The organism is Sphingobacterium sp. MYb388 (assembly GCF_037479535.1).
Classification (GTDB): domain Bacteria; phylum Bacteroidota; class Bacteroidia; order Sphingobacteriales; family Sphingobacteriaceae; genus Sphingobacterium; species Sphingobacterium anhuiense.
This window is the reverse complement of the sequence record NZ_JBBGYV010000004.1, coordinates 511,712-530,279: the sequence shown is the minus strand read 5'-3', so window position 1 is coordinate 530,279 and position 18,568 is coordinate 511,712. Positions and strand designations below refer to the sequence as shown.

Annotated in this window: 18 protein-coding genes; 3 read left to right on the top strand and 15 right to left on the bottom strand. The window is 37.9% G+C overall.

Annotated elements, in window-relative coordinates; all coding sequences use genetic code 11:
* Window positions 1-2: 2 nt before the first annotated feature.
* The 8 genes from WH188_RS16035 to WH188_RS16000 all read right to left on the bottom strand — a co-directional run bounded on the left by WH188_RS16035 (window position 3) and on the right by WH188_RS16000 (window position 10,949).
* Window positions 3-3,560 (bottom strand): hypothetical protein, encoded by a 3,558-nt coding sequence (locus tag WH188_RS16035; RefSeq protein ID WP_339424343.1) that lies wholly within the window; start codon window positions 3,558-3,560, stop codon window positions 3-5.
* A 12-nt stretch (window positions 3,561-3,572) separates the two neighbouring features.
* Window positions 3,573-4,310 (bottom strand): hypothetical protein, encoded by a 738-nt coding sequence (locus WH188_RS16030; RefSeq protein ID WP_339424342.1) that lies wholly within the window; start codon window positions 4,308-4,310, stop codon window positions 3,573-3,575.
* Window positions 4,311-4,363: 53 nt separating this feature from the next.
* Complete coding sequence (locus WH188_RS16025; protein ID WP_168126735.1) at window positions 4,364-5,044, bottom strand: hypothetical protein; 681 nt, start codon at window positions 5,042-5,044, stop codon at window positions 4,364-4,366.
* 365 nt (window positions 5,045-5,409) lie between these two features.
* Window positions 5,410-6,273 (bottom strand): OmpA/MotB family protein, encoded by an 864-nt coding sequence (locus tag WH188_RS16020; RefSeq protein ID WP_132768623.1) that lies wholly within the window; start codon window positions 6,271-6,273, stop codon window positions 5,410-5,412.
* Between the two features lie 446 nt (window positions 6,274-6,719).
* On the bottom strand, window positions 6,720-7,883 hold the full coding sequence (locus WH188_RS16015) for a nuclear transport factor 2 family protein (RefSeq protein ID WP_339424341.1): 1,164 nt from the start codon (window positions 7,881-7,883) through the stop codon (window positions 6,720-6,722).
* Between the two features lie 13 nt (window positions 7,884-7,896).
* A complete protein-coding gene (locus tag WH188_RS16010) occupies window positions 7,897-8,361 on the bottom strand; it encodes a nuclear transport factor 2 family protein (RefSeq protein ID WP_339424340.1) in 465 nt (154 codons plus the stop codon).
* 109 nt (window positions 8,362-8,470) lie between these two features.
* Window positions 8,471-9,502, bottom strand: a complete 1,032-nt coding sequence (locus WH188_RS16005; protein ID WP_339424339.1) for a helix-turn-helix domain-containing protein — start codon at window positions 9,500-9,502, stop codon at window positions 8,471-8,473.
* Between the two features lie 259 nt (window positions 9,503-9,761).
* Window positions 9,762-10,949 carry an MFS transporter gene (locus tag WH188_RS16000; protein WP_339424338.1) on the bottom strand — a complete coding sequence of 396 codons (1,188 nt, stop codon included), beginning with the start codon at window positions 10,947-10,949 and terminating at the stop codon, window positions 9,762-9,764.
* An 88-nt stretch (window positions 10,950-11,037) separates the two neighbouring features.
* On the opposite strand from WH188_RS16000, the gene WH188_RS15995 reads away from it, so the two are divergent.
* The gene (locus tag WH188_RS15995; protein WP_183912701.1) at window positions 11,038-11,883 is read left to right on the top strand and encodes an AraC family transcriptional regulator; all 846 of its coding nucleotides are present in this window, start codon (window positions 11,038-11,040) and stop codon (window positions 11,881-11,883) included.
* Between the two features lie 22 nt (window positions 11,884-11,905).
* Here WH188_RS15995 and WH188_RS15990 read toward each other — a convergent pair whose 3' ends face one another.
* The 5 genes from WH188_RS15990 to WH188_RS15970 form a co-directional block, all read right to left on the bottom strand.
* Window positions 11,906-12,610: a metallophosphoesterase family protein gene (locus WH188_RS15990; RefSeq protein WP_339424406.1), complete on the bottom strand. Its 705-nt coding sequence runs from the start codon at window positions 12,608-12,610 to the stop codon at window positions 11,906-11,908.
* Window positions 12,611-12,646: 36 nt separating this feature from the next.
* Window positions 12,647-13,390, bottom strand: a complete 744-nt coding sequence (locus WH188_RS15985; RefSeq protein WP_339424337.1) for a nucleotidyltransferase — start codon at window positions 13,388-13,390, stop codon at window positions 12,647-12,649.
* Between the two features lie 165 nt (window positions 13,391-13,555).
* Window positions 13,556-14,455 carry a helix-turn-helix domain-containing protein gene (locus WH188_RS15980; protein ID WP_339424336.1) on the bottom strand — a complete coding sequence of 300 codons (900 nt, stop codon included), beginning with the start codon at window positions 14,453-14,455 and terminating at the stop codon, window positions 13,556-13,558.
* Between the two features lie 125 nt (window positions 14,456-14,580).
* Window positions 14,581-15,417 (bottom strand): SDR family oxidoreductase, encoded by an 837-nt coding sequence (locus tag WH188_RS15975; RefSeq protein WP_339424335.1) that lies wholly within the window; start codon window positions 15,415-15,417, stop codon window positions 14,581-14,583.
* 315 nt (window positions 15,418-15,732) lie between these two features.
* Window positions 15,733-16,152, bottom strand: coding sequence for a nuclear transport factor 2 family protein (locus WH188_RS15970; RefSeq protein WP_339424334.1), 420 nt, complete (start codon window positions 16,150-16,152; stop codon window positions 15,733-15,735).
* Window positions 16,153-16,269: 117 nt separating this feature from the next.
* On the opposite strand from WH188_RS15970, the gene WH188_RS15965 reads away from it, so the two are divergent.
* On the top strand, window positions 16,270-16,632 hold the full coding sequence (locus tag WH188_RS15965; RefSeq protein WP_168126726.1) for a winged helix-turn-helix transcriptional regulator: 363 nt from the start codon (window positions 16,270-16,272) through the stop codon (window positions 16,630-16,632).
* Between the two features lie 17 nt (window positions 16,633-16,649).
* On the opposite strand, the gene WH188_RS15960 is transcribed toward WH188_RS15965, so the two are convergent.
* On the bottom strand, window positions 16,650-17,039 hold the full coding sequence (locus WH188_RS15960; protein ID WP_339424333.1) for a RidA family protein: 390 nt from the start codon (window positions 17,037-17,039) through the stop codon (window positions 16,650-16,652).
* Window positions 17,040-17,123: 84 nt separating this feature from the next.
* Window positions 17,124-17,693, bottom strand: coding sequence for a Crp/Fnr family transcriptional regulator (locus WH188_RS15955; protein WP_339424332.1), 570 nt, complete (start codon window positions 17,691-17,693; stop codon window positions 17,124-17,126).
* 254 nt (window positions 17,694-17,947) lie between these two features.
* Between WH188_RS15955 and WH188_RS15950 the strand changes: the two genes are divergently transcribed.
* Window positions 17,948-18,568, top strand: coding sequence for a DUF4304 domain-containing protein (locus WH188_RS15950; protein ID WP_339424331.1), 621 nt, complete (start codon window positions 17,948-17,950; stop codon window positions 18,566-18,568).

The following is an 18,568-nucleotide window of genomic DNA, read 5'->3' as shown; positions in this document are numbered from 1 at the left end:
GGTTATGAAATGATATTGTTTAAATTTTCTTTTTTTTCTTTTTCTGCTTGATAAGCGCCATACCAGCCTATATTGCCGTTGGTTGTATCATCAATGCTTCCATCAGGATTACCAAAAAGATAGAAAATTGTATTTCCTGATCTGGGTAGTTTTAATCCCATTAGTGAAAGCCCGATTTGTGTAAATACCATGGCATATTGTGTCTTTTGACCATCTGTAGCTGCTGTGTTGATAAACATGATTGAACCGACAGCAAACTTTAAAATACCTTGTAAGCTAAAGCCTTTGTCAGCCTTGCTACCACTGAAAGGCATTTTTATGAAAACCTGTGCACAGTTACCTGCTAGACCAGGGCTCCAGGCGAGTAAGATTTCGGCATTAAAGCCAATTTTAGCTGTCAATGCACCCATGGATCCTAAATTGACATTAAATCTAAGTGCATACCAGGTGCTGGACAGGGGTAAGGTGGACAGCGGAGCGTCTACAGGAATATAAGATAAGGAAGCTGGTGTTACTGCCGGTGTATCTTTTGCCGCAGTGGCAGGGCTATTGTACAGTAGATTAGTTAAATCAAGTGGAAAATGGGGTACAAGGCTATCTGGACGTGTCTTCACATCGTTTTTACCGAAAACTATACCCGCGGGTTGAAAACTAAATGTCTTTGTCGGGGTATGGTCTGATCCCAGCACATTGAGATTAAACTTCATATCCAAGATTAAATTGCTGCATGGTAATGAAGTATAGGAAAGCATATCAAAGTTGTCGAGCTGCTGGAAAGCTAAATTTCCGCTGATGTAAAATCTGGAGGTAACATCTGCAGTGTCTGTTTCATCTACAGTTGCCAACTGTACAGCAAGTAAAGTTACATCGGAGATGGCTACACTGCTTAAAGTAAGCGTATTGGTATCGGTTATGGAAAATGAATAACCCGTGTTTCCATTTCTTTTATCGTAAAGGCCCTTCATAACAATGCTATATTGATTGATGGCATCCTTGTTTGGATTAGATTCAGAAATGACAGGTTCGTTAAAGAGTGTATTTAGCGTAAGCTGAATTTTAGACTTAAAGTCTTTAATGACCGACTTGTCAAAAATAACTTGTAATTCAAGTACTTTAAAGTCGAAGTCTCCGGGTGTAATCGGTAAGTTAACTGGAGGGTCTATTTTTAGTTTATTACGTGATTCGGAAGTTTCATTGACGTAATTAATGAGGCCAAACATCGAACTTTTAAAGTTTGCGTCCAGTTTGTTGTCTGCAGTTAAACCAATGTGATTAGCTTCTATACCGAAGTGATGAGCTGTAAATCTAGAGGTATCAATACCTGCCATGATGGCCTTGATTTCTTTTGGCAAACTGGTTAAATCGATCGTAACCTGGAGACAGATAATGCCAGTCCAGTTTGGATCGGTGACTATATTTACAAAGTTGTAAAATGGACTATTTTCTTTATCGTTGACTACTGCCTGTTTTGCGGTATTAATATAAGCTAATATCCATTTGGTAAGTGCAGGTATTTTCTCTTGGTTATTGAAGTTTAACGGATCTGTCCACAATTTTTGATTTTTAATTCGTTCTTCAATGGAATAATTACAAAATTTAAAAATAACGATGTTGTTAAATCCGTTTTTATCTGTCCATTTATTTTGACCTGTAATATCCAGTATAAAGGGCCATGCTGCGATATCAATTTTATTTTGAAAATAGGTGTTGTAGAAATCGATATGATCAGGAACGGGGTTACTGATCACTAAAAATTGCTCATTGGTTTGAAAGGCTTCCTGTAAACCCGTTTTGCTGCCTTCTGTATCCATGTTTTTAAACATTAAAGGCTGCAGAATTTCATTTTCATCCGTGGAAACCGTTGGATTGGCCAATGTTAAACTCTGCCAAACAGATTGATCGTCAGTTAAGTTAACCAACAATCCTTGTGGAGTAGTACTTAAATTTACATTATTGGTGCTTGTTGCTTGTATACGTTTTTTCTGAAGGTGTTTAACAGTCTGGTTGGCAATAGCGATGGTTTGTTTACGCGCTGGATTTAAGATCTGTATTTCAAATTGACGGATAGTTTCTTGATCGTAGTAACCTGAGTCACCTTTTTTACGCATCCCTAAGTAGGGTTTACTGACTGCAGAACTGGCTAGTGGAAAATATGCGTTTTGATGTTCGTTCAGTTTTGAGGATGGGACTTCTGCATATCCTAAAATACCCGGTGTTTCACCAGGATTAAATAGTGCGGCGCCTTCTGGTTGCGAATGATAGAAAATAGGAGTAGCGTTATTTTGTTCCGATTTTTTAAACGAAAACCAGGCTGTGGTAAATTCATTGCTTAAAAGCGGTGATTCGTTTTTTACATTTTGGTCATTAAGAATAGGGAAAACCGGAGCATATGCTGGCTGATTGTTTTTAAAATTAATGATGTCACCTTTATAAATTTTATTTTCCCCAGTGAAACTGATGGTTTCAGTTCCCGAAATTCCGCAAAGTAGCCTGTTTTGAATCATGCTCTGCTCCATTGCGTCTGCATCCATTAATATAAAGTCTCCTGCAATGATCCAGTAGTATCTTGATTTACCGGTATGGGCATCATCGGGCGATTTGCTAAAGACAAGAAGAGAATTTGCAGTGCTTTCGACGTTTAAGAGTTTACCATAGGTTGTCGGGATATTTGTGTATAGGGGTGAAGACGGTTCGAATCTAAAACTTGTATAATCTGGACTGAAGATAGCGCCGGGATGAAATATGGCAGTGAAATTGAGCAGATTTGTATTGTTGAAAAGCAAATAGGTCATTTCGGTCATACCGTTCTTTGGGCCAAAATAATACTTTAAACCAGTGGGCATAATGGTATATAAATTTTTACCGTTATAAGGATATAAATCTTGTTCAATTTGATAATATTGTGGTTTATCAAATTTCAAGGGAAAGGAAATACTATACTGAATTGAACTGCCAGCACTGTTCAATAAAATAGTTAAAGGTATTTCTGAAGAGGGGTTCGCATTTTTTCGTGCTATACTACCCAAGGGTATAGGTGCCATAGTACTCAAAACATTGGTTAGGTATAAACCATAATCATATGGAACGGATATAGGAATCCTTTGGATAATAAAGCCATCGAGAGATTTATTCAGGCTTACCTGACTGTAAGGAGCAACAGCAAAATAGTTGCTGTTATTAAACCATAATTGTTGCGATGCCGTAACCGGATTTTTCTTTATGCTGTAAGAATTGTCAAATATAAGGGCTTGTGCAAACTGGTACTGTGCTATGACATCCGGGTTTCCTCCCTGGTTAAGCCACACAAAACAATGATCGCTTTGTTGTTGATAGAAAGGGTAATTGGTTTTTAAAAGGGTATATAATTTTTGAATGAATTGGTTATTTAAGTCTGGTGCTTCTAAGGCAAAAATATAAATACTGGCATGTTGATTAAAGCTGTCGGCTAGTGTAACTGATGGAGCTGTACTTAATTTGGGTAAAAAACAAGCCCGCCATTCTGTAGCAGTAACATAACTGTACAATCCTGGAATTTGAGTAGCTTTAAATATAATGCTCATCGGGTCTTTATTTTAGTGATTTATAAAAGTGTAAGAGGCAACAATATCTGTCCAAGCAGGTCCTGTACCATAAGTAATGGTGTACCATGTTCCCCGGATTAAATCGAGGTTGTTTATCGCAATAACATCTTCGCTCACAGTGGAATTGACAGTTTGCATTTTAATCAGGTTATTGCAATCACTTAAAAAAGTCTTACCGTTCCATACTCCGATCCAGTTTTTATTTTTAACAGGAATATTTCCTAGAGGCGTATTGAATTTGACAACTAAGTAATTATCTCCTCTTTCTAAAACCTCCAATGTTGTACAAAAGGAAAGTCCTGGTTCGAAAAATTCAGCAGCTGCTTTAAAATAAAGTGTTGCTGAAACTGTGCTGGTATTACTTCCATTTCCAAGACCAATGATATATTCATTTTTCTGTATGGATAAGGAGTCGAAAGCAAAATCACCACTACTGGTCGTCCCTAAAATATAGGCTTTATGCAAAGGCGGCGAGTCGTATAAAATTTGACTTCCTTGCCATATACCGACCCAGTTTTGATTTTTAAGCGGATTGTTTCCTGACATCGTATTGTATTTTATCGTGATAATTTTGCCAGTAACCATATGCCCATTGATCGAAGTTTGACTTTGTATCGAAGAATCTTGTTGAACAAGAATTGATGTACTTTGCCCATTTGCAGTTAAAACCTGAAGGGTAATGAATTGCAGAAACAGAAAAGTAAAACATAAGCCCTTTTTAATCTTCATGATTCTTTTTAAAAGTTGGCCCAAATAGGTATACTTGGGCCTTTGATCATGCGTTATGCTTCGAAAGAATAGTAGCTAATGATGTCGCTGTAGTTCGGTGAGCCACCTTTTGAGCTCATCCCATAAACAACTGTGTAGGTTTGATAGCGTTCAAGTCCATTTGGGATCTTATTCATAGATATCGAACCCGAGCTATTATCAGAGGTAGCATTAGCACTCGCAATTACATTAGCGCCAGTAAAGCAATTTGCGGTAAAAGGACCTTGAAATAAAGCGATCCAGTTCCCATTTGTTTTAGGTGAGTTATACAGAGGTGTGATGTAGCTCGCAATCAATGAATTTGTTCCTATTCCTTCCTCTGGAACCGAAACACTGCTTAAAGTTGGTGTTAATGGATCAAAAGGTTTCGAATTTTGAGGTACATATAAGGTTGCACAAATTGTAGTACCGACGTCATGATTTACGCCAAAGCCGATGATGTAATCTTGCCTTTGCAGTGTTAAACTGTCGAAATTTGTTGTGCCTGCTTGATTGTCTGTTTCAATTTCGTGCGTATCTAATGCTTGATCTAACGCTTGGATTTGAGATCCTTGCCAGATGGCAGCAAAGTAACCCATTGTTTTAGGGTGAGCCCCTGGTAAAGAATTGAAATTGATTTTTACCGTTCCACCATCGAAGATCGATCCGGTTAAATTGATGGTGCCCTTTTGAGAGTCAATAGTTTGTAGTCCCATGATTTAGTGTTTTAATGTTAAGTTTATTATACCACTAAATTGAATATTATAGTTAAATGCTGAGAAGCTGAAAACAGCCTTTTGTCTAAGCGCTTTTACCTAAATATAAAAAGCTGGAATTCATCATACTGGACGGAAATTGTCATGAAATGTATATGCATTAAAGCTTTTTAATTGCAGCAAGCTCACGACAGGATACCCATCTTAATAAGCTCTTAAAACAGATTATTGATTAATCGAATACGATCAGTAATTGGTAATCAAGGTCTTTAAACAAGAAAAAGCTAATCTTTCGATTAGCTTTTTCTTTTTGGATTTCGCTGCCATTCGAATAACAAATGTTGCAGCCGTAAACCATCAATTATTTAGTCCAGACTTGTTTCTGGCGCTTTACCGATAAGTTCCATAAACTGATCTAACTTAGGGGTAATGATGATCTGTGTTCTTCTGTTTCTTGCTTTTCCAGCTTCGTTATCGTTAGGTGCGATGGTATTATATTCGCCACGTCCCGCTGCGGTTAAACGTTTTGGATCTACTCCATAATTGTTCTGCAAAGCCATCACCACGGATGAAGCTCTTAACGTACTTAAATCCCAGTTGTTGCGGATATTAGGCATGCTGATAGGCACATTATCCGTGTTACCTTCAATCAGTACATCGTAACTGTTGTAATCGGTGATAATCTTAGCAATCTTCGCTAATGTTTCACCTGCTTTATCTGAAATTTCATAGCTTCCCGATTTGTACAGCATATTATCAGCAAGGGATATATAGACGACTCCTTTTAATACCTGAATATCAACATCTCTGATTTCCTCTCTGCTTAGGGAGCGTGTCAGGTTATTGGTCAACACTAAATTGAGTGAATCACTTTTGTTCTTGCTATTGACAAGCTGCTGGATGTATTTGTTGGACGAATTAATCTCATCGACAAGTTTCGAAACATTTGCATTTCCCTGCGTGCTGGAATTTAGACAATTGTTTAAAGCCGTCTGTAAAGCAGCAACATTTGCTTTTTCGGAAGCAATCTGCTCATCTAGACTCTTAATTCTGATTTTTGAACCGTTTAAATCACTTTCAGATGCCTGTAAGCGGCTACTCAGGTCCTGATTACTTTGTTGTAGTTGGGTGTAACTTGCTTGTAGTGCGGCAAATTTTTTATTACTGGTACAACTTGATCCTAAAGTTGCCAGCGCTAGGAGAGCGCAAATAATTAACGGATATTTCATAGTTTTTTAAAATTAAAAATTAAAGCTTGACAGGCATCTCGGAGATATAATAAAAACAGTAAATTACCTTTTTTATTACGTCTCTAGCCAGACCAATAGTATAACACAAAATTGATGCCTTATTGGCTCACAAGCTGATGTTAATTCATAGATACAATCATAAACGAAGAAAATCGTTTCTTATTTTAGTAAACAAAAGTTTATAGCAAAAGTATGATGAGCTTCTTTCCGGCAACCGAATATTAAGTAATGATTGCTGGATAATTCATCGTAGAAAAAGACTCGTAATGCGTCATTAATAAGAGCAGCACGTCCGTATGGAAGTGCTGGTTTTTTATATTGGAGCGTAACGACCTGCGATGGCTATTTGGTAGTGCTCTCATAAAAGTCATGATAAAGTGCTGATCCATTTGAAAATAATAGAGCCAGAAAATAGATCAGATCATTTACTTGCTTTCCGTTGGGGGTAAATCTATCCACGAATAGCTTTTATGAACTATTTTCCAGGTACCCTCATATTTTAGGAGTAAAAAATAATCGGTAAACCTGCGTACATTGGGAATTACAATTTCAGCTTTGGCAATGGCTGCATCCTTTTCAATGTCAATGGAGATAATTTTCCCGATTCTATTTACTTTTTCTCCAACTTTTATGTTTGAGATGTATTCTTGACCGGAGCGGATCCACAGCGAATCTTTTGCTACGGTGTATAGATTAAAATTGGGATGAAAGGCTTTGCGAAGCCTTTCTGGTTGTCCGTTTGCTGTTCCCTCTATGTAATGCAGAAGTGTTGCTGTTACTTGCTCTGAATCGGTTTGAAAGACAGGAGTGGTGCTTTTTATATTTTTGTTTAAAATTTTCACCACTTCATTAGCCACTAACGTCGCTGAACTTGGATCTTGACCTGTTACAAATCTGCCATCGACTATATAAAAGCCATCTCCAGCCTTGTCGGAATAAACAAAATTGCCCTCATTTTTTTGAATGGCCTGGTCTATTGAAAACGGAAATGCTTTATAATAATCCATCTCGGTATCTTCAAATTTGTCGGGGTAGCCGGTAATTTTTTTTCCTGCATAAAGCGATTTACCGTTATGGTCCTTTAAATAGGCTATTCCGGCTGTTCCGTGACAGAGGGTGGAAATTACACCATTTTTATTATAAATGTCTCTAGCGATCTGCTGAATGGTCTGGTCTTCCGCTACTCCGAACATGGCAGCGCCACCACCACTGTAAAAAATGGCGGTGTAATTATCTGCTACTATTTCCGTTGGTTTCAATGTATGTTCCAATTTATCCATAAACAAAGCATCATACAGGTACTTCTTCTGGAGACTATCGGAGGTGTTGAGGTAACCAATAGGGATTGCGCCACCTTTGGGACTGATGAAATCAACTTGATAACCCGCTTTTATAAATACCTCGTAGGGATGAATAATTTCACCGAAATGGTTGGACGTACTGATCTTGGTGTTTCCGTAGAAATCCTGATTTGAGGTAACAAACAAGATTTTATGTTGTGTTTGAATACTGACATTCAAATCTATATGCGCGTGAATGTTTACATTCAAACCTACAATAGCAAGTAGCAATATGAATAGTTTTGTCATGTTAGATCGATTTTTATTTTGCTGAAGCAGTTGGGGTTTCTAAGGTTCTGTGCGGACTTCTGGTCGAAATTTTATCGACAATATACCAGCCGTCACTGGTCTTCATGAGATTAAAGTAATCGGTAAACAGCAATTTTGCTGTGCTGATTTCCACTTTTGCGACGGCAACAGTGTTGGTGATATCAATAAAAACAATACGTCCTGACCATTTAGCCGATTTTGCATGGGGAGCACTGTCAAAACGTTCCAAATATTTTGGTTTTTTGATGATATTTATCTTGTCATCCTCAAAATATTTCAATTGCCAAGAATCGTGAAAAGATTTGGAAACCTTGATGGAATCGCTCGTGCCCATTCCCTCTAAGTAGAGATTTAGGGTTTTTTGAACCAAATGCCAATCGTTAGTGGCTTCATCAGTTTGGGCGTTAACCTGTAGCATCAACAGAATTAGCCCGATAAATAATAGTACTTTTCTCATTTTTTTAGTGATTTGAAATTGTTAAAATTAATAAGATCAAATATCTGAGAAAGGCTATTGAAAGGGGTTTTAGGTTATAAATAAGAAGTTCGATGTTATAAAATAGAACTTATTTGGACTGTGATTTTTGATATTCAGCAGGAGTGGAGCCGGTGATTTTTTTAAATGCGGTGAAGAAAGTTGACTTCGAGCTAAAGCCACTGTCATAACCTAAACTTTCGATGGTGTAATTGCTTTCTTTTTCTAATAATTGTTTTGCTTTTTCAATCCGGTATTCTTTAATGAGGTTGGAAAATGATTTCCCCAACGTTTCATTGATATACTGTGACAATAGATGCTTAGTCACTTTTAGTTCTTTTGCTGCGGTCTCTAGGGTGAAATTGGGGTCCAAGAACAATTCCTGATCAACGATGATAGCGAGTTTCTGCTGCATGAGATCTAATGTTTCGGTATCAATTTCTTTGTTTTTGTATTTTTCTTTTTCCTGGAAAAAAGTAGTCTCCCGGCTATTTCTAAAAATGATAAGTAACAGAATTAGATAGAAAACAAAAGAAAAGGACAATGAACCTACAATGTAAGAGGCGTAAGCACCAAATTTGTAAGCGAACCAAATAATGGCAACACCTGTATAAATACTGAGCAACCAAACCTCGAAATCCATTAATTTTTCTTTTGCCTTTATTTTCATTAAAATCGGTATCAGGTATTTAAATGATGCGATCATATAAACCAGCCATTGCAGGTAAATTCCCAGGACAATCCAGCGGCTCCAGACGCCTCGATGTTCGGTGTAGGGATAGGCAATTCCTAAAATTGTAATGCCCACGATAAACGGCAGGATATGAACGACCCAACTGGAATTCTTGTTGGCGGAAAAAGATTTAAGATACAAAAACAGGAACGGGCCGATCAAAATGCAAGCGGAAAGGCCGATCTGAATAAAAATATTGGATAATTCAGGATTAAAATAGAAAAAGACGGATTTGATAATCCGGATACTTAGCACCAGTAACAAGAAAGCTAAAAAATAGTTGGCAAAAACCTTTTTCTTTGTATTGATCGCAACATAAAGAGAAAGTAGCAAACCGTTGAAAGCACCTAATGCACTGAAAAAGAAAAGCAATTGATTAGGTTCTGTCATGGATTGAACTAAAAATATGTTTCAGCTAAAATAGTGAAATTTTAGCTGATAGTTTTTATAAATAATCGTGTTTTTTTCGTTACAATTATATTCTTTCTTGCGTTTTTGTGTTGCATTATACCAAACTTGACTGCACCTTTTAGGAGTTTATGTTTTTATAACGATAAAATAGCAATTTTATGGGTATCGTATCTATTATAAACAAAGAGCGCCTCCATATGGAAGCGCTCTTTGTTTTATGTCATAAGCTTCTTTTAATTTAACTATGTACGCAGGCTGATGCAGCCCTGTCCAATTGGTTTTCTTCTTCGTTTTCTGAGATCTTATTAGGGAATCTTACAAAACTTAGGATAAATGTCACTGACAGCAACAGGATACTCACCCATAAAACATAATGAACACCATAATGAACACTGACTATACCTCCTAGAAAAGCACCTAAGGAAATCCCAATATTAAAAGAGGAGGTCAGTAAGCTATTGACAAACTCTAAGGCATGGTGGGGGACAGATTGTGTGGTGCGGATATTGGACACCAAAAACCCACCGGTATGGATCATTCCCCAAAGGGATACGATGATGACCATCGGAATATAATGTCCGCCAAAATAGTATGCCAGGATCTGTACCGTCACTAAGAGTATTAAAAACAGCCTGGCTGTTAAGAGTACATTGCGGTTCAGGGCCAGTCCCATGAGCCAGTTTCCTAATGTTCCCATGCCACCGAAAAGGAGCAGCATCATACTGATCTGCGCACCGTCCATCTTGGTAATCTCTTCCAGATAGGCGGTCAGGTAGGTATAACTCGCAAACATGGCCGCTAAAGTGGCTATGGTCGAAATAAGATTGAGCCACAGAAGCGGGCTTTTCAACACTTCGACCTGATTTTTGGTCGATATCGCCTGATCGGCCGGCATAGAAGGAATAAAGAGCAATAGACCGATAAAGGCGATTAAACTGATCGCGCTACTGAGGAAAAAGGAAGCCTGCCAGTTCTGGAACAGATCTACGGCATAGGTGGTCAGGGGAATACCCATTACCGTCGCTAAGCTTAACCCCAGCATAACGGTGGAAACGCCCTTTGCACCCTTTTCCTTAAATGCAATGGCGATGGCGATATTCCAGAATAGCGGATGCAGGATCGCAGGTAAGATACGGGCGACCATCAGCATCGTGAAGTTGGTCGAAAAGGCAGAAATTAAATTTGAAAAAACAAAGATACTCATGACCAGACAGAGCAATAGCTTTCGGTTTATCTTGGTCGTAAATGAGGTGATAAAAGGGGAGGAAACGGCGACGGTGATCGCAAAGGCACTCAACAGCCAACCTGCCGTATCGATGGATACGGCAAATTGCCGACTGATGGTCGGTAGGATGCCGACGATCCCAAATTCTGTGGTTATAATGCCAAAAGCGCCAAGTGCTAAGACGTAAATTGATGTTTTCATTATTTGTTAAAATTTATATATGGCAAAATTGAACAGAAAAATTATGAAAAATCAGTATATTTTCATGATAATTAGGTATTTTTGTCCTATGAAACGTGAGAACATCGATGAATTGGTCAAGGTAGAATATCATCAGGGTGCTAGCTGTCCATTACGGGATATGCATTTTTCCTTTTTTCAGATTGTGTATGTTATTTCCGGAAAAGGATTTCTGAACATCAACAACAATATGGCTTCTTACAGTAAAGGCAGTCTGATTCTCCTGACACCAAATGATCAGCATCATCTGGAAATCTTGGAAAGTACGGATCTGTTGCTTGTGAAGTTCAGTGAACGTTATGTGAAAAACTACCCTTGGAACAGCATTAATTCCATGGAATGCCTGCTGTATGGCGCTTCTTTTTTGTCGGGCTGTATTTTACAGAATAAGCCTGATGTTGTTTTGGTCAATTCGATTGTGGAGTCACTGCTTCATGGTATCCACCATCCGGATCTGTATCAGGATGAGCTGACGTTGAATTACGTGAATGCTTTGATTGTCATCGCAGCACGAAATATTTCCAAGATGCGAGCGGAGCAGATTACCTCCAATTCGGATAAGAGGGTGATTCAGATCATTGATTATATCCAAGGTAATATCCATGATCCAGCACTATTGAAAGTTGCTGTGATCGCGAAGAAATTTGGGTTTTCAGAAACCTATCTGGGTAGTTACTTTAAAAATCAGTCCGGAGAAACGATTCAGCAATACATCTTGAATTATAAAATGCGCTTGATTGAACACCGGGTGCTGTTCAGTGATATGCGTGTCAATGAAATCGTCACAGAGTTTGGTTTTTCAGATGAAAGCCATCTGAATAAGTTTTTCAAAAAACGGCATCAGATGAGCTTATCAGAATTTAAAAAGACGAAGGGTAATAAGGTCGTTGCCTAATGCCTTTTTTGATTAGAAAATTTTAAACTTCTACAATCAAATAGGATTGACCCTCTTTCTCCCGTTTTAATACCGGAAGAGCGACATTGTATACGGGGATTTCACTTGTGGTATGACCGCTGAGTGTGCCACCATGTGCATGCCCATGAAAGGCAATCGACACCTGTCTTCTGGTCAGGGGTTCTGCCAGATGTGAAGAGCCAAGAAAAGGGAACAGTTGCTCGGGTTCACCTACAACGGTATCTTTTATCGGTGCATAGTGCAGCAGTACGGCTTTGGGCAGATGAGGAGATTCTTGTTCTAGCCGAGTCAGTGCGCGGTCAAGCTGCAAAGATTCATTGACGACTTCATGCACAAATTGCTTCATCATATCTTCTCCGAAAATAGACAGCATATATTGATCAAATCCACCTCCAAATCCTTTTACACCTGCAAATGCAACATCTGCTAAGACAATAGATTCGCCATCTAAAATAGTCATATGATGTTCAGTCAGAATTTGTTTGATGATTTTCTGTCTGCCTTTTTCGTAATCATGATTGCCTAAAACGCCGACAACGGGTATGCGCAATGCTTTTAACTCTTCACCTAATATTTTAGCTTCTTCTTCGTCCCCGGTATCAGTCAGATCACCGCATATCGCCAGTACATCGGCTTTTTCATTTAATTCTTCAAATATGCCCCTGAGCAATCCTTTGTCTGAAACACGAACATGTATATCCGCCATGGCGGCGATTCTCGTTTTTTTGCGTACTTCCATAGATTATATTGTCGTTATCGTGTATGATTTGTAATTCCATTCTTTTACATCTACCTCATATTGCGTTTGGTCAATAAGCGGACCGCGACATACTTTTTCGACGGGAGAGGGAATGTCATATTGCTCTGCAGCTCTTCTCATCAGTTCGTCAAATAACCATTTGGGGATGATCTCACGATAGTCTGAAGGATATACAAACTGGAAAATAAGCAATTGTGCCAAGAGGAGGTGCCAGTGTGGGTCTAAGCGTTTCAGTAGTAATTCCCAATCCACATTTTTCCCATACTTCAACAGAATGTGGTTGATGTCTGCACTGTCGTGACGCTCTCGGTTCTGCACATAAATTTTACACCAAAGGAGTTCCTCTACGGGAATAAATTTGACAGGTACGTCTGCAAAATGACCACTTGGTGCCCTGTCATACCAACTGTCGTCTACCGTACAGATATTGTTTACGGTATCGAATATAATATCGATAAAATAATCGCCATGGAATACTTTTGCAAGCCATCTCACATCCGTCAGCTCGGTTTGATAACCCTTTTCGGCAAAGTGTTTCAGAATTTTAGGATATTCGCTGCTCTTGCAGAAGATATCCAAATCTTTGGTGTCTCTAAAGATGCCCGTATAGTGGAACATGGCAAAAGCACCGCCTAACATAAACTGACACTCACACTCCTGTAAGAGGAGTAGTGCGTCTTTATAAAAATCTCCTGATTCCCGTTTTTCTTTGTCCGTTGTGAGCATATAGTATACTTAGTAAATGATATCGTTTAGAATACAACAATTTCACAACCCCATTAGTTTGGTAGCTAACAAGTCAACAGTCAGGAATGCTTGTTAAGGGCTTTTGCAAACAGCGTATTTGATACTTTGGACAAAATATCGCTTGATATCTTAAATTTTTAATCATTAGCTCCTGAAAGTGCTTGGTGTGGCATTGGTTTGCTTTCTGAAAAAGTGATTAAAATGTGATACATCTTTGAAACCTAAAGAAAAGGAAATTTCTGATATGCTCCAGTTCGTGTGTTTAAGAAGAATAATTGATTCTTTTAGTAACCTTTCATAAAGAAGTGTACTGGTTGTTTTACCTGTCACTTCTTTTAAAATGCGGTTGAGGTAGTTGACATGCACATGCAATAATGCAGCAAAGTCACTTGCAGTACGGAGGTATGAAGTCTTTGAACTATCAATCGGAAACTGTCTTTCTAATAACTCATTAAAAATAGTATAGAGACGTTCTTTGGAAGTAAGTTTATGATTTCTTTCGGCTACTGGAGTAAGCGTATGAGCAATGTGCATCAATTCATTGATATGATTTCGGATCATATCGTCTTTCAATACATATGCAGAGCGACTCTGTTTTTCAATTTTATAAAATAAATTTTCAACTTCTTTTATTAGCGTTGTCGGGATATTATAAATTGGTTTATTTTTTCCATTAAATAAAGGAAATAGCGAGATACTGCTTTTAAAAAATGAATCGTAATAAAGTTCTTTGAAAATGATAAAACCAGCGTTTTCTTCCTCTTTCAATACCTCAATCGTATAGGGAACTAAAGGTGAAAAAAAAGATAATGATAGGCCTGATACGCTAATACTTTCATCGCCATAATGAACAATATAATCGCCTTTCAATAAACTGATTTTATAAAAATCCCTTCTCCGGTATGCAATCGTATTTCCGGTTGCGCAATCGGAAGAATTGAAAAATCGGAAAGATGAGGATTGATCATTATATTTCTGATCAAAACGAGCAGAGGATTCAAAGTCTGCGAACTTTTGTGTATGATTTATGTATTTTTCACGCATGCCTATTTCATTAGATGAATTGCATATTATAAATACGTTCAACTATCTAGGGCGCGATAGGTGAACGTATTTACAAATATATAATATTCTATTTTTTGTTCTTCTGATTGAATATTTTTTACTTTTTATGATTCAATAGGGGTTTTATTCAGGTATTCCGGGATAAATCTTGCACGCATGTAATCAACGTAGTTTTGATTCTCATTATTCTGTAATTTTCCTATATATAATTCTGCGTCTTTACCAGCTATATAACGTAGCTGATCGGTATTATCTATTGCGGCAGCAAAAATGGTAGCTGCAATTTCTTCTGGCGTCGAAGTCATTGTATCGTATTTAATCCAGTTTTGCAGTCCAATATTAATAAATTCTTCGTATTCCTTGTTATCTCCGGGTGTTCCTTCAGCAGCGCCAATAAATTTAGTGTCTGTTGATCCAGGTTCAATAATCTTAGTTCTGATTCCAAAAGGTATAAGTTCGTACGCCAGTGCTTCGGTGAATCCTTCTAAAGCAAATTTAGTTGCATGATAGAGACTACAAGTTGGAAATGTAATTCTACCACCAGTCGAAGTTATATTAATGACTGTTCCAGATCTCTGTTTTCTAAAATGTGGTAGTAACGCCCTCAGAACATGCATCGGACCGAATACATTAGTGTTAAAAAGATTTGTCACCTGCTCTTGTGTAGCATTTTCAAAAACACCGAACACAGCAGCGCCGGCATTATTGACGACTGCATCGATACTTCCAAATTTTTTAAGCCCTGCTTGGATTGCTGTGTCAATTGTTTCTGGTTTATTAACATCCAGAGCCGTGACTAGGATATGTGCTGTCTTTTGTAATTCAAATTCCTTTTCGGGACTTCTCATTGTTGCGATGACATTCCATCCTTCTCTACTGAATTTCAATACAGATGCTCTTCCTATTCCTGAAGATGATCCCGTTATTAGTACTGTTTTCATTTTGTTACCTTTAAATATGTTTCATATTGTGTATGACAAAATTATAGTAATGACTACTTTTAAAATTGTTTGAAAGAAACCGAAACTTGTATCATTCAAACGATGGAGCGGTACTATTTGGCACCTGTAGTAAAATTCGTGATGCATATCATAAACTTATAACCCTTAAATAAATCAGCATAAGGATGAGAAGGGGGATGCCGGTAGAATTAGTTAAATCAGTATAAACAACTAATTCCTTTTGAAACTAGTTTCAAAAGGAATTAAGGTAAAAGAACAGTCGTAATAGAATGGAAGGTCCCTTTTTAATTTGACCTACATAAATGCGTCCATGATCCAGATCGGGTTCCAATACTCGCGGTAGCTTGAAATTTTATCATCTTGTAATGTGATACGACCAATATAGATTTGATGATAAGATTTGCCCGTAGCGATCACATCAGCACCGCCCTCAAATTCGACAAAGAAAGTATCAGGATCAGCTGTTGGTGTGAATACAAAATTTTTAAATTGCCAGTTGGTCGCACCATTAACGACATTTGTGATATAGTCGGCAATAGCTTCTCTACCGATCAGCTCTGTTGCGTATGGAGCAGGGGCATAAGGATACTGCTGAACGGCGTCTTCTGTAAATAATGCCGCATATGCTTCCCGTGACATTTCTGGGTTAGTGAATTTAGAAAGATGCTTCTGAAAAAGATGTTGTGCAATTGTTGTTTTTTGTGTGCTATCCATGGTGTTTACCTGTGTTTTATATACTATTAATTGAATTGATGAAGCAAAATTATTGATTCAATTCTATACCTTTGCTATGGGTTACAAAAAGGATATCATCTAAAAAAAGATACCACAATGAATAAAGATCGCTGTCTACTACCAGCCACTGATGATGAATGCAGGAAGGCCTGGCTTACACTTCATGATACATTGGATATCGTAGGGGGTAAATGGAAATTGGTCTTGATCTCCATTTTAAGAGGGGGAAAAATGAAGTTTCGTGAGCTTGCCAAAGAGGCTGGAATATCGCCCAGAATTTTATCCAAGGAGCTCAAGGAACTTGAAGCAAATGGTCTTGTAAGCAGGACGGTTCTTGATACAAGACCAATTTCAGTTGAATATGAGCTTACTGCTTATAGCGTTTCCCTTAATGAAGTAATCTCAACAATGTATGAATGGGGGCAGATGCACCGCCAGAAAATAACGGGTAAAGTATAAAGCGTTGTTTGACTCGTTTATTTAACAACCGTAGCTTCTAATTCAACTTTTAGGGTTTCAAATAGTTGCTGTACTTCCAGTACTGTACTTGTTTGCTTGATTTGGTTCCGATTGATCCATTCTTGGAAAAGATCAAAATTTTCAAACAATGCCGCTGAGTCTGTCGTGTAGATATTGAGCCTGACGATATTCTGGAGTTCGAAATCAGCTTCACGAATTACTTTTTCAAGATTTTCCAATGTCTTCTGCAGTTGGATGCGCATATGCTCATCACTTGAAATTCCATGCTCGTCAATCGCTGTCTGGCCGGATACATACAAGGTACTTTCAACATGTTTCACTTCTACTGCCTGGACATAGCTTCGGGCATCTTGCCAAGTCCATGGATTAATAATCTTTTTTTCCATTTTAATGTTTTATTAAAGTATGGTACAAAGATCAAGATGTTGCTTTATAAGAGCGTGTGACAAATATCACAGTTTTCAAACATTTTATAAGATGCGGCTCAAAGTTTCGCGGGATACGCCCAGATAGGATGCCAACAATGTTTTGGGAATGCGCTGTATCAAAGAGGGCTGGTTTTTAATGATCTGCTCGTATCTTTCCTTTGCACTGGAAGTAAGAAATGATAAAATACGTTGTTGCGAACCAATATGCCCAGCAATCGATTTTTTAAGGAAAAAGTGTTCCATCTTCTGCATATCCGCACATAGCTTCTCAAAATTTTCCAGTGTTAGGCAAAGCATTTGTGTATTTTCAATGCATTTTAACGATAAGGTAGCGCTGCCCTTGGAATAAAAGGCTACGAAATCTGTTTCCCACCAGTCTTCCATTGCAAAAGAAATGAGATGTTCCTTGGCATCGCTATCGTTGTAGCTGAGCTTTACTAATCCGGAGAGCACAAAGTATACATGCTTAACGGGTTGACCTTCCGCTATGATCAGTTCATTTTTCTTAAATTCTTGAAATGTAAAATGATCGAATATTGATGAAAAATCAGCATCCGAAAGGCTGATGATTTTTTCGATATGTGCTCGCAGTTTATCTTTTATAGCATTCATGTAAGATTATAATATGTGAAGTCAACTGCAATTTATGCATCGTTTATGAAGTTATAAAATGATTGCGCTATTTTTTCTAAATTGCCCCGTGAGCTTTGGCAATATATATGGACTGGCACTACCGTCTGTAATTGATGGTATGGCTCAAAACTAAAGCCGGCGGTGTTTTGTTATCTATTGGAGTAATTCGAATGGATATTGACAAACTGATCTGCCTCTTTTAAACCCTTTAAGATAATATTTGATCCCAGACAATGAAAGAAAAATTTAATCAGCTGATCGCAGAAGTGGTAAAACCGTTACTCAAAGAAAATGGCTTCACGAAGAAAGGGATGAGCTTTTATAAACGAAATGCTGATCTGGTTTTCCTTTTGAACGTTCAAAATAGTCATGGGAACACTTCTGAACAGACAAAATTTTATATTAATTGTGGTATTCATTCGACCACTATTGACAAAGTGATAGGTCGATCGGAACTTGTGGAACCGAAAGAATACGAGTGTTATTTCAAAGATCGGATTTCTTCGCTGATCAATGCCGTCGATGACGGTTATTTGATCACAAAGGATACGGACTTGGAAACTTTAAGTTTGACACTTCATCAGGATCTAAAAGCGTTGCTGTTGCTATATGATAACATCAACAGGACCAGCGATCTGACGGACTTGATGATCAACAAAAATGGGCTCAACAATTATCAGGAACTATTTGAATATTTACTGCTAACAAATAATCAGGCAGATGCAAAACGTTTTGTGAAAAACCTGTATGATACTTTTGGACAGCAACGAAGGTGGACGATATTTGAAGACAACCTGTCTGAGCTGTTAAGAAAAAATAAACGAAAAGAAACCATTGCGGATTTATTACTCTAG

Excerpts from the sequence above, each read along its gene's own strand:
- WH188_RS16000 (WP_339424338.1), bottom strand. The coding sequence starts at position 10,949 with ATGAAAACATCAATTTACGTCTTAGCACTTGGCGCTTTTGGCATTATA.
- WH188_RS16020 (WP_132768623.1), bottom strand. The coding sequence starts at position 6,273 with ATGAAATATCCGTTAATTATTTGCGCTCTCCTAGCGCTGGCAACTTTA.
- WH188_RS15980 (WP_339424336.1), bottom strand. The coding sequence starts at position 14,455 with ATGCGTGAAAAATACATAAATCATACACAAAAGTTCGCAGACTTTGAA.
- WH188_RS15960 (WP_339424333.1), bottom strand. The coding sequence starts at position 17,039 with ATGGAAAAAAAGATTATTAATCCATGGACTTGGCAAGATGCCCGAAGC.
- WH188_RS15990 (WP_339424406.1), bottom strand. The coding sequence starts at position 12,610 with ATGGCGGATATACATGTTCGTGTTTCAGACAAAGGATTGCTCAGGGGC.
- WH188_RS16035 (WP_339424343.1), bottom strand. The coding sequence starts at position 3,560 with ATGAGCATTATATTTAAAGCTACTCAAATTCCAGGATTGTACAGTTAT.
- WH188_RS16005 (WP_339424339.1), bottom strand. The coding sequence starts at position 9,502 with ATGACAGAACCTAATCAATTGCTTTTCTTTTTCAGTGCATTAGGTGCT.
- WH188_RS15985 (WP_339424337.1), bottom strand. The coding sequence starts at position 13,390 with ATGCTCACAACGGACAAAGAAAAACGGGAATCAGGAGATTTTTATAAA.
- WH188_RS16030 (WP_339424342.1), bottom strand. The coding sequence starts at position 4,310 with ATGAAGATTAAAAAGGGCTTATGTTTTACTTTTCTGTTTCTGCAATTC.
- WH188_RS15955 (WP_339424332.1), bottom strand. The coding sequence starts at position 17,693 with ATGAATGCTATAAAAGATAAACTGCGAGCACATATCGAAAAAATCATC.
- WH188_RS15975 (WP_339424335.1), bottom strand. The coding sequence starts at position 15,417 with ATGAAAACAGTACTAATAACGGGATCATCTTCAGGAATAGGAAGAGCA.
- WH188_RS15970 (WP_339424334.1), bottom strand. The coding sequence starts at position 16,152 with ATGGATAGCACACAAAAAACAACAATTGCACAACATCTTTTTCAGAAG.
- WH188_RS16025 (WP_168126735.1), bottom strand. The coding sequence starts at position 5,044 with ATGGGACTACAAACTATTGACTCTCAAAAGGGCACCATCAATTTAACC.
- WH188_RS15950 (WP_339424331.1), top strand. The coding sequence starts at position 17,948 with ATGAAAGAAAAATTTAATCAGCTGATCGCAGAAGTGGTAAAACCGTTA.
- WH188_RS16015 (WP_339424341.1), bottom strand. The coding sequence starts at position 7,883 with ATGACAAAACTATTCATATTGCTACTTGCTATTGTAGGTTTGAATGTA.
- WH188_RS15995 (WP_183912701.1), top strand. The coding sequence starts at position 11,038 with ATGAAACGTGAGAACATCGATGAATTGGTCAAGGTAGAATATCATCAG.
- WH188_RS16010 (WP_339424340.1), bottom strand. The coding sequence starts at position 8,361 with ATGAGAAAAGTACTATTATTTATCGGGCTAATTCTGTTGATGCTACAG.
- WH188_RS15965 (WP_168126726.1), top strand. The coding sequence starts at position 16,270 with ATGAATAAAGATCGCTGTCTACTACCAGCCACTGATGATGAATGCAGG.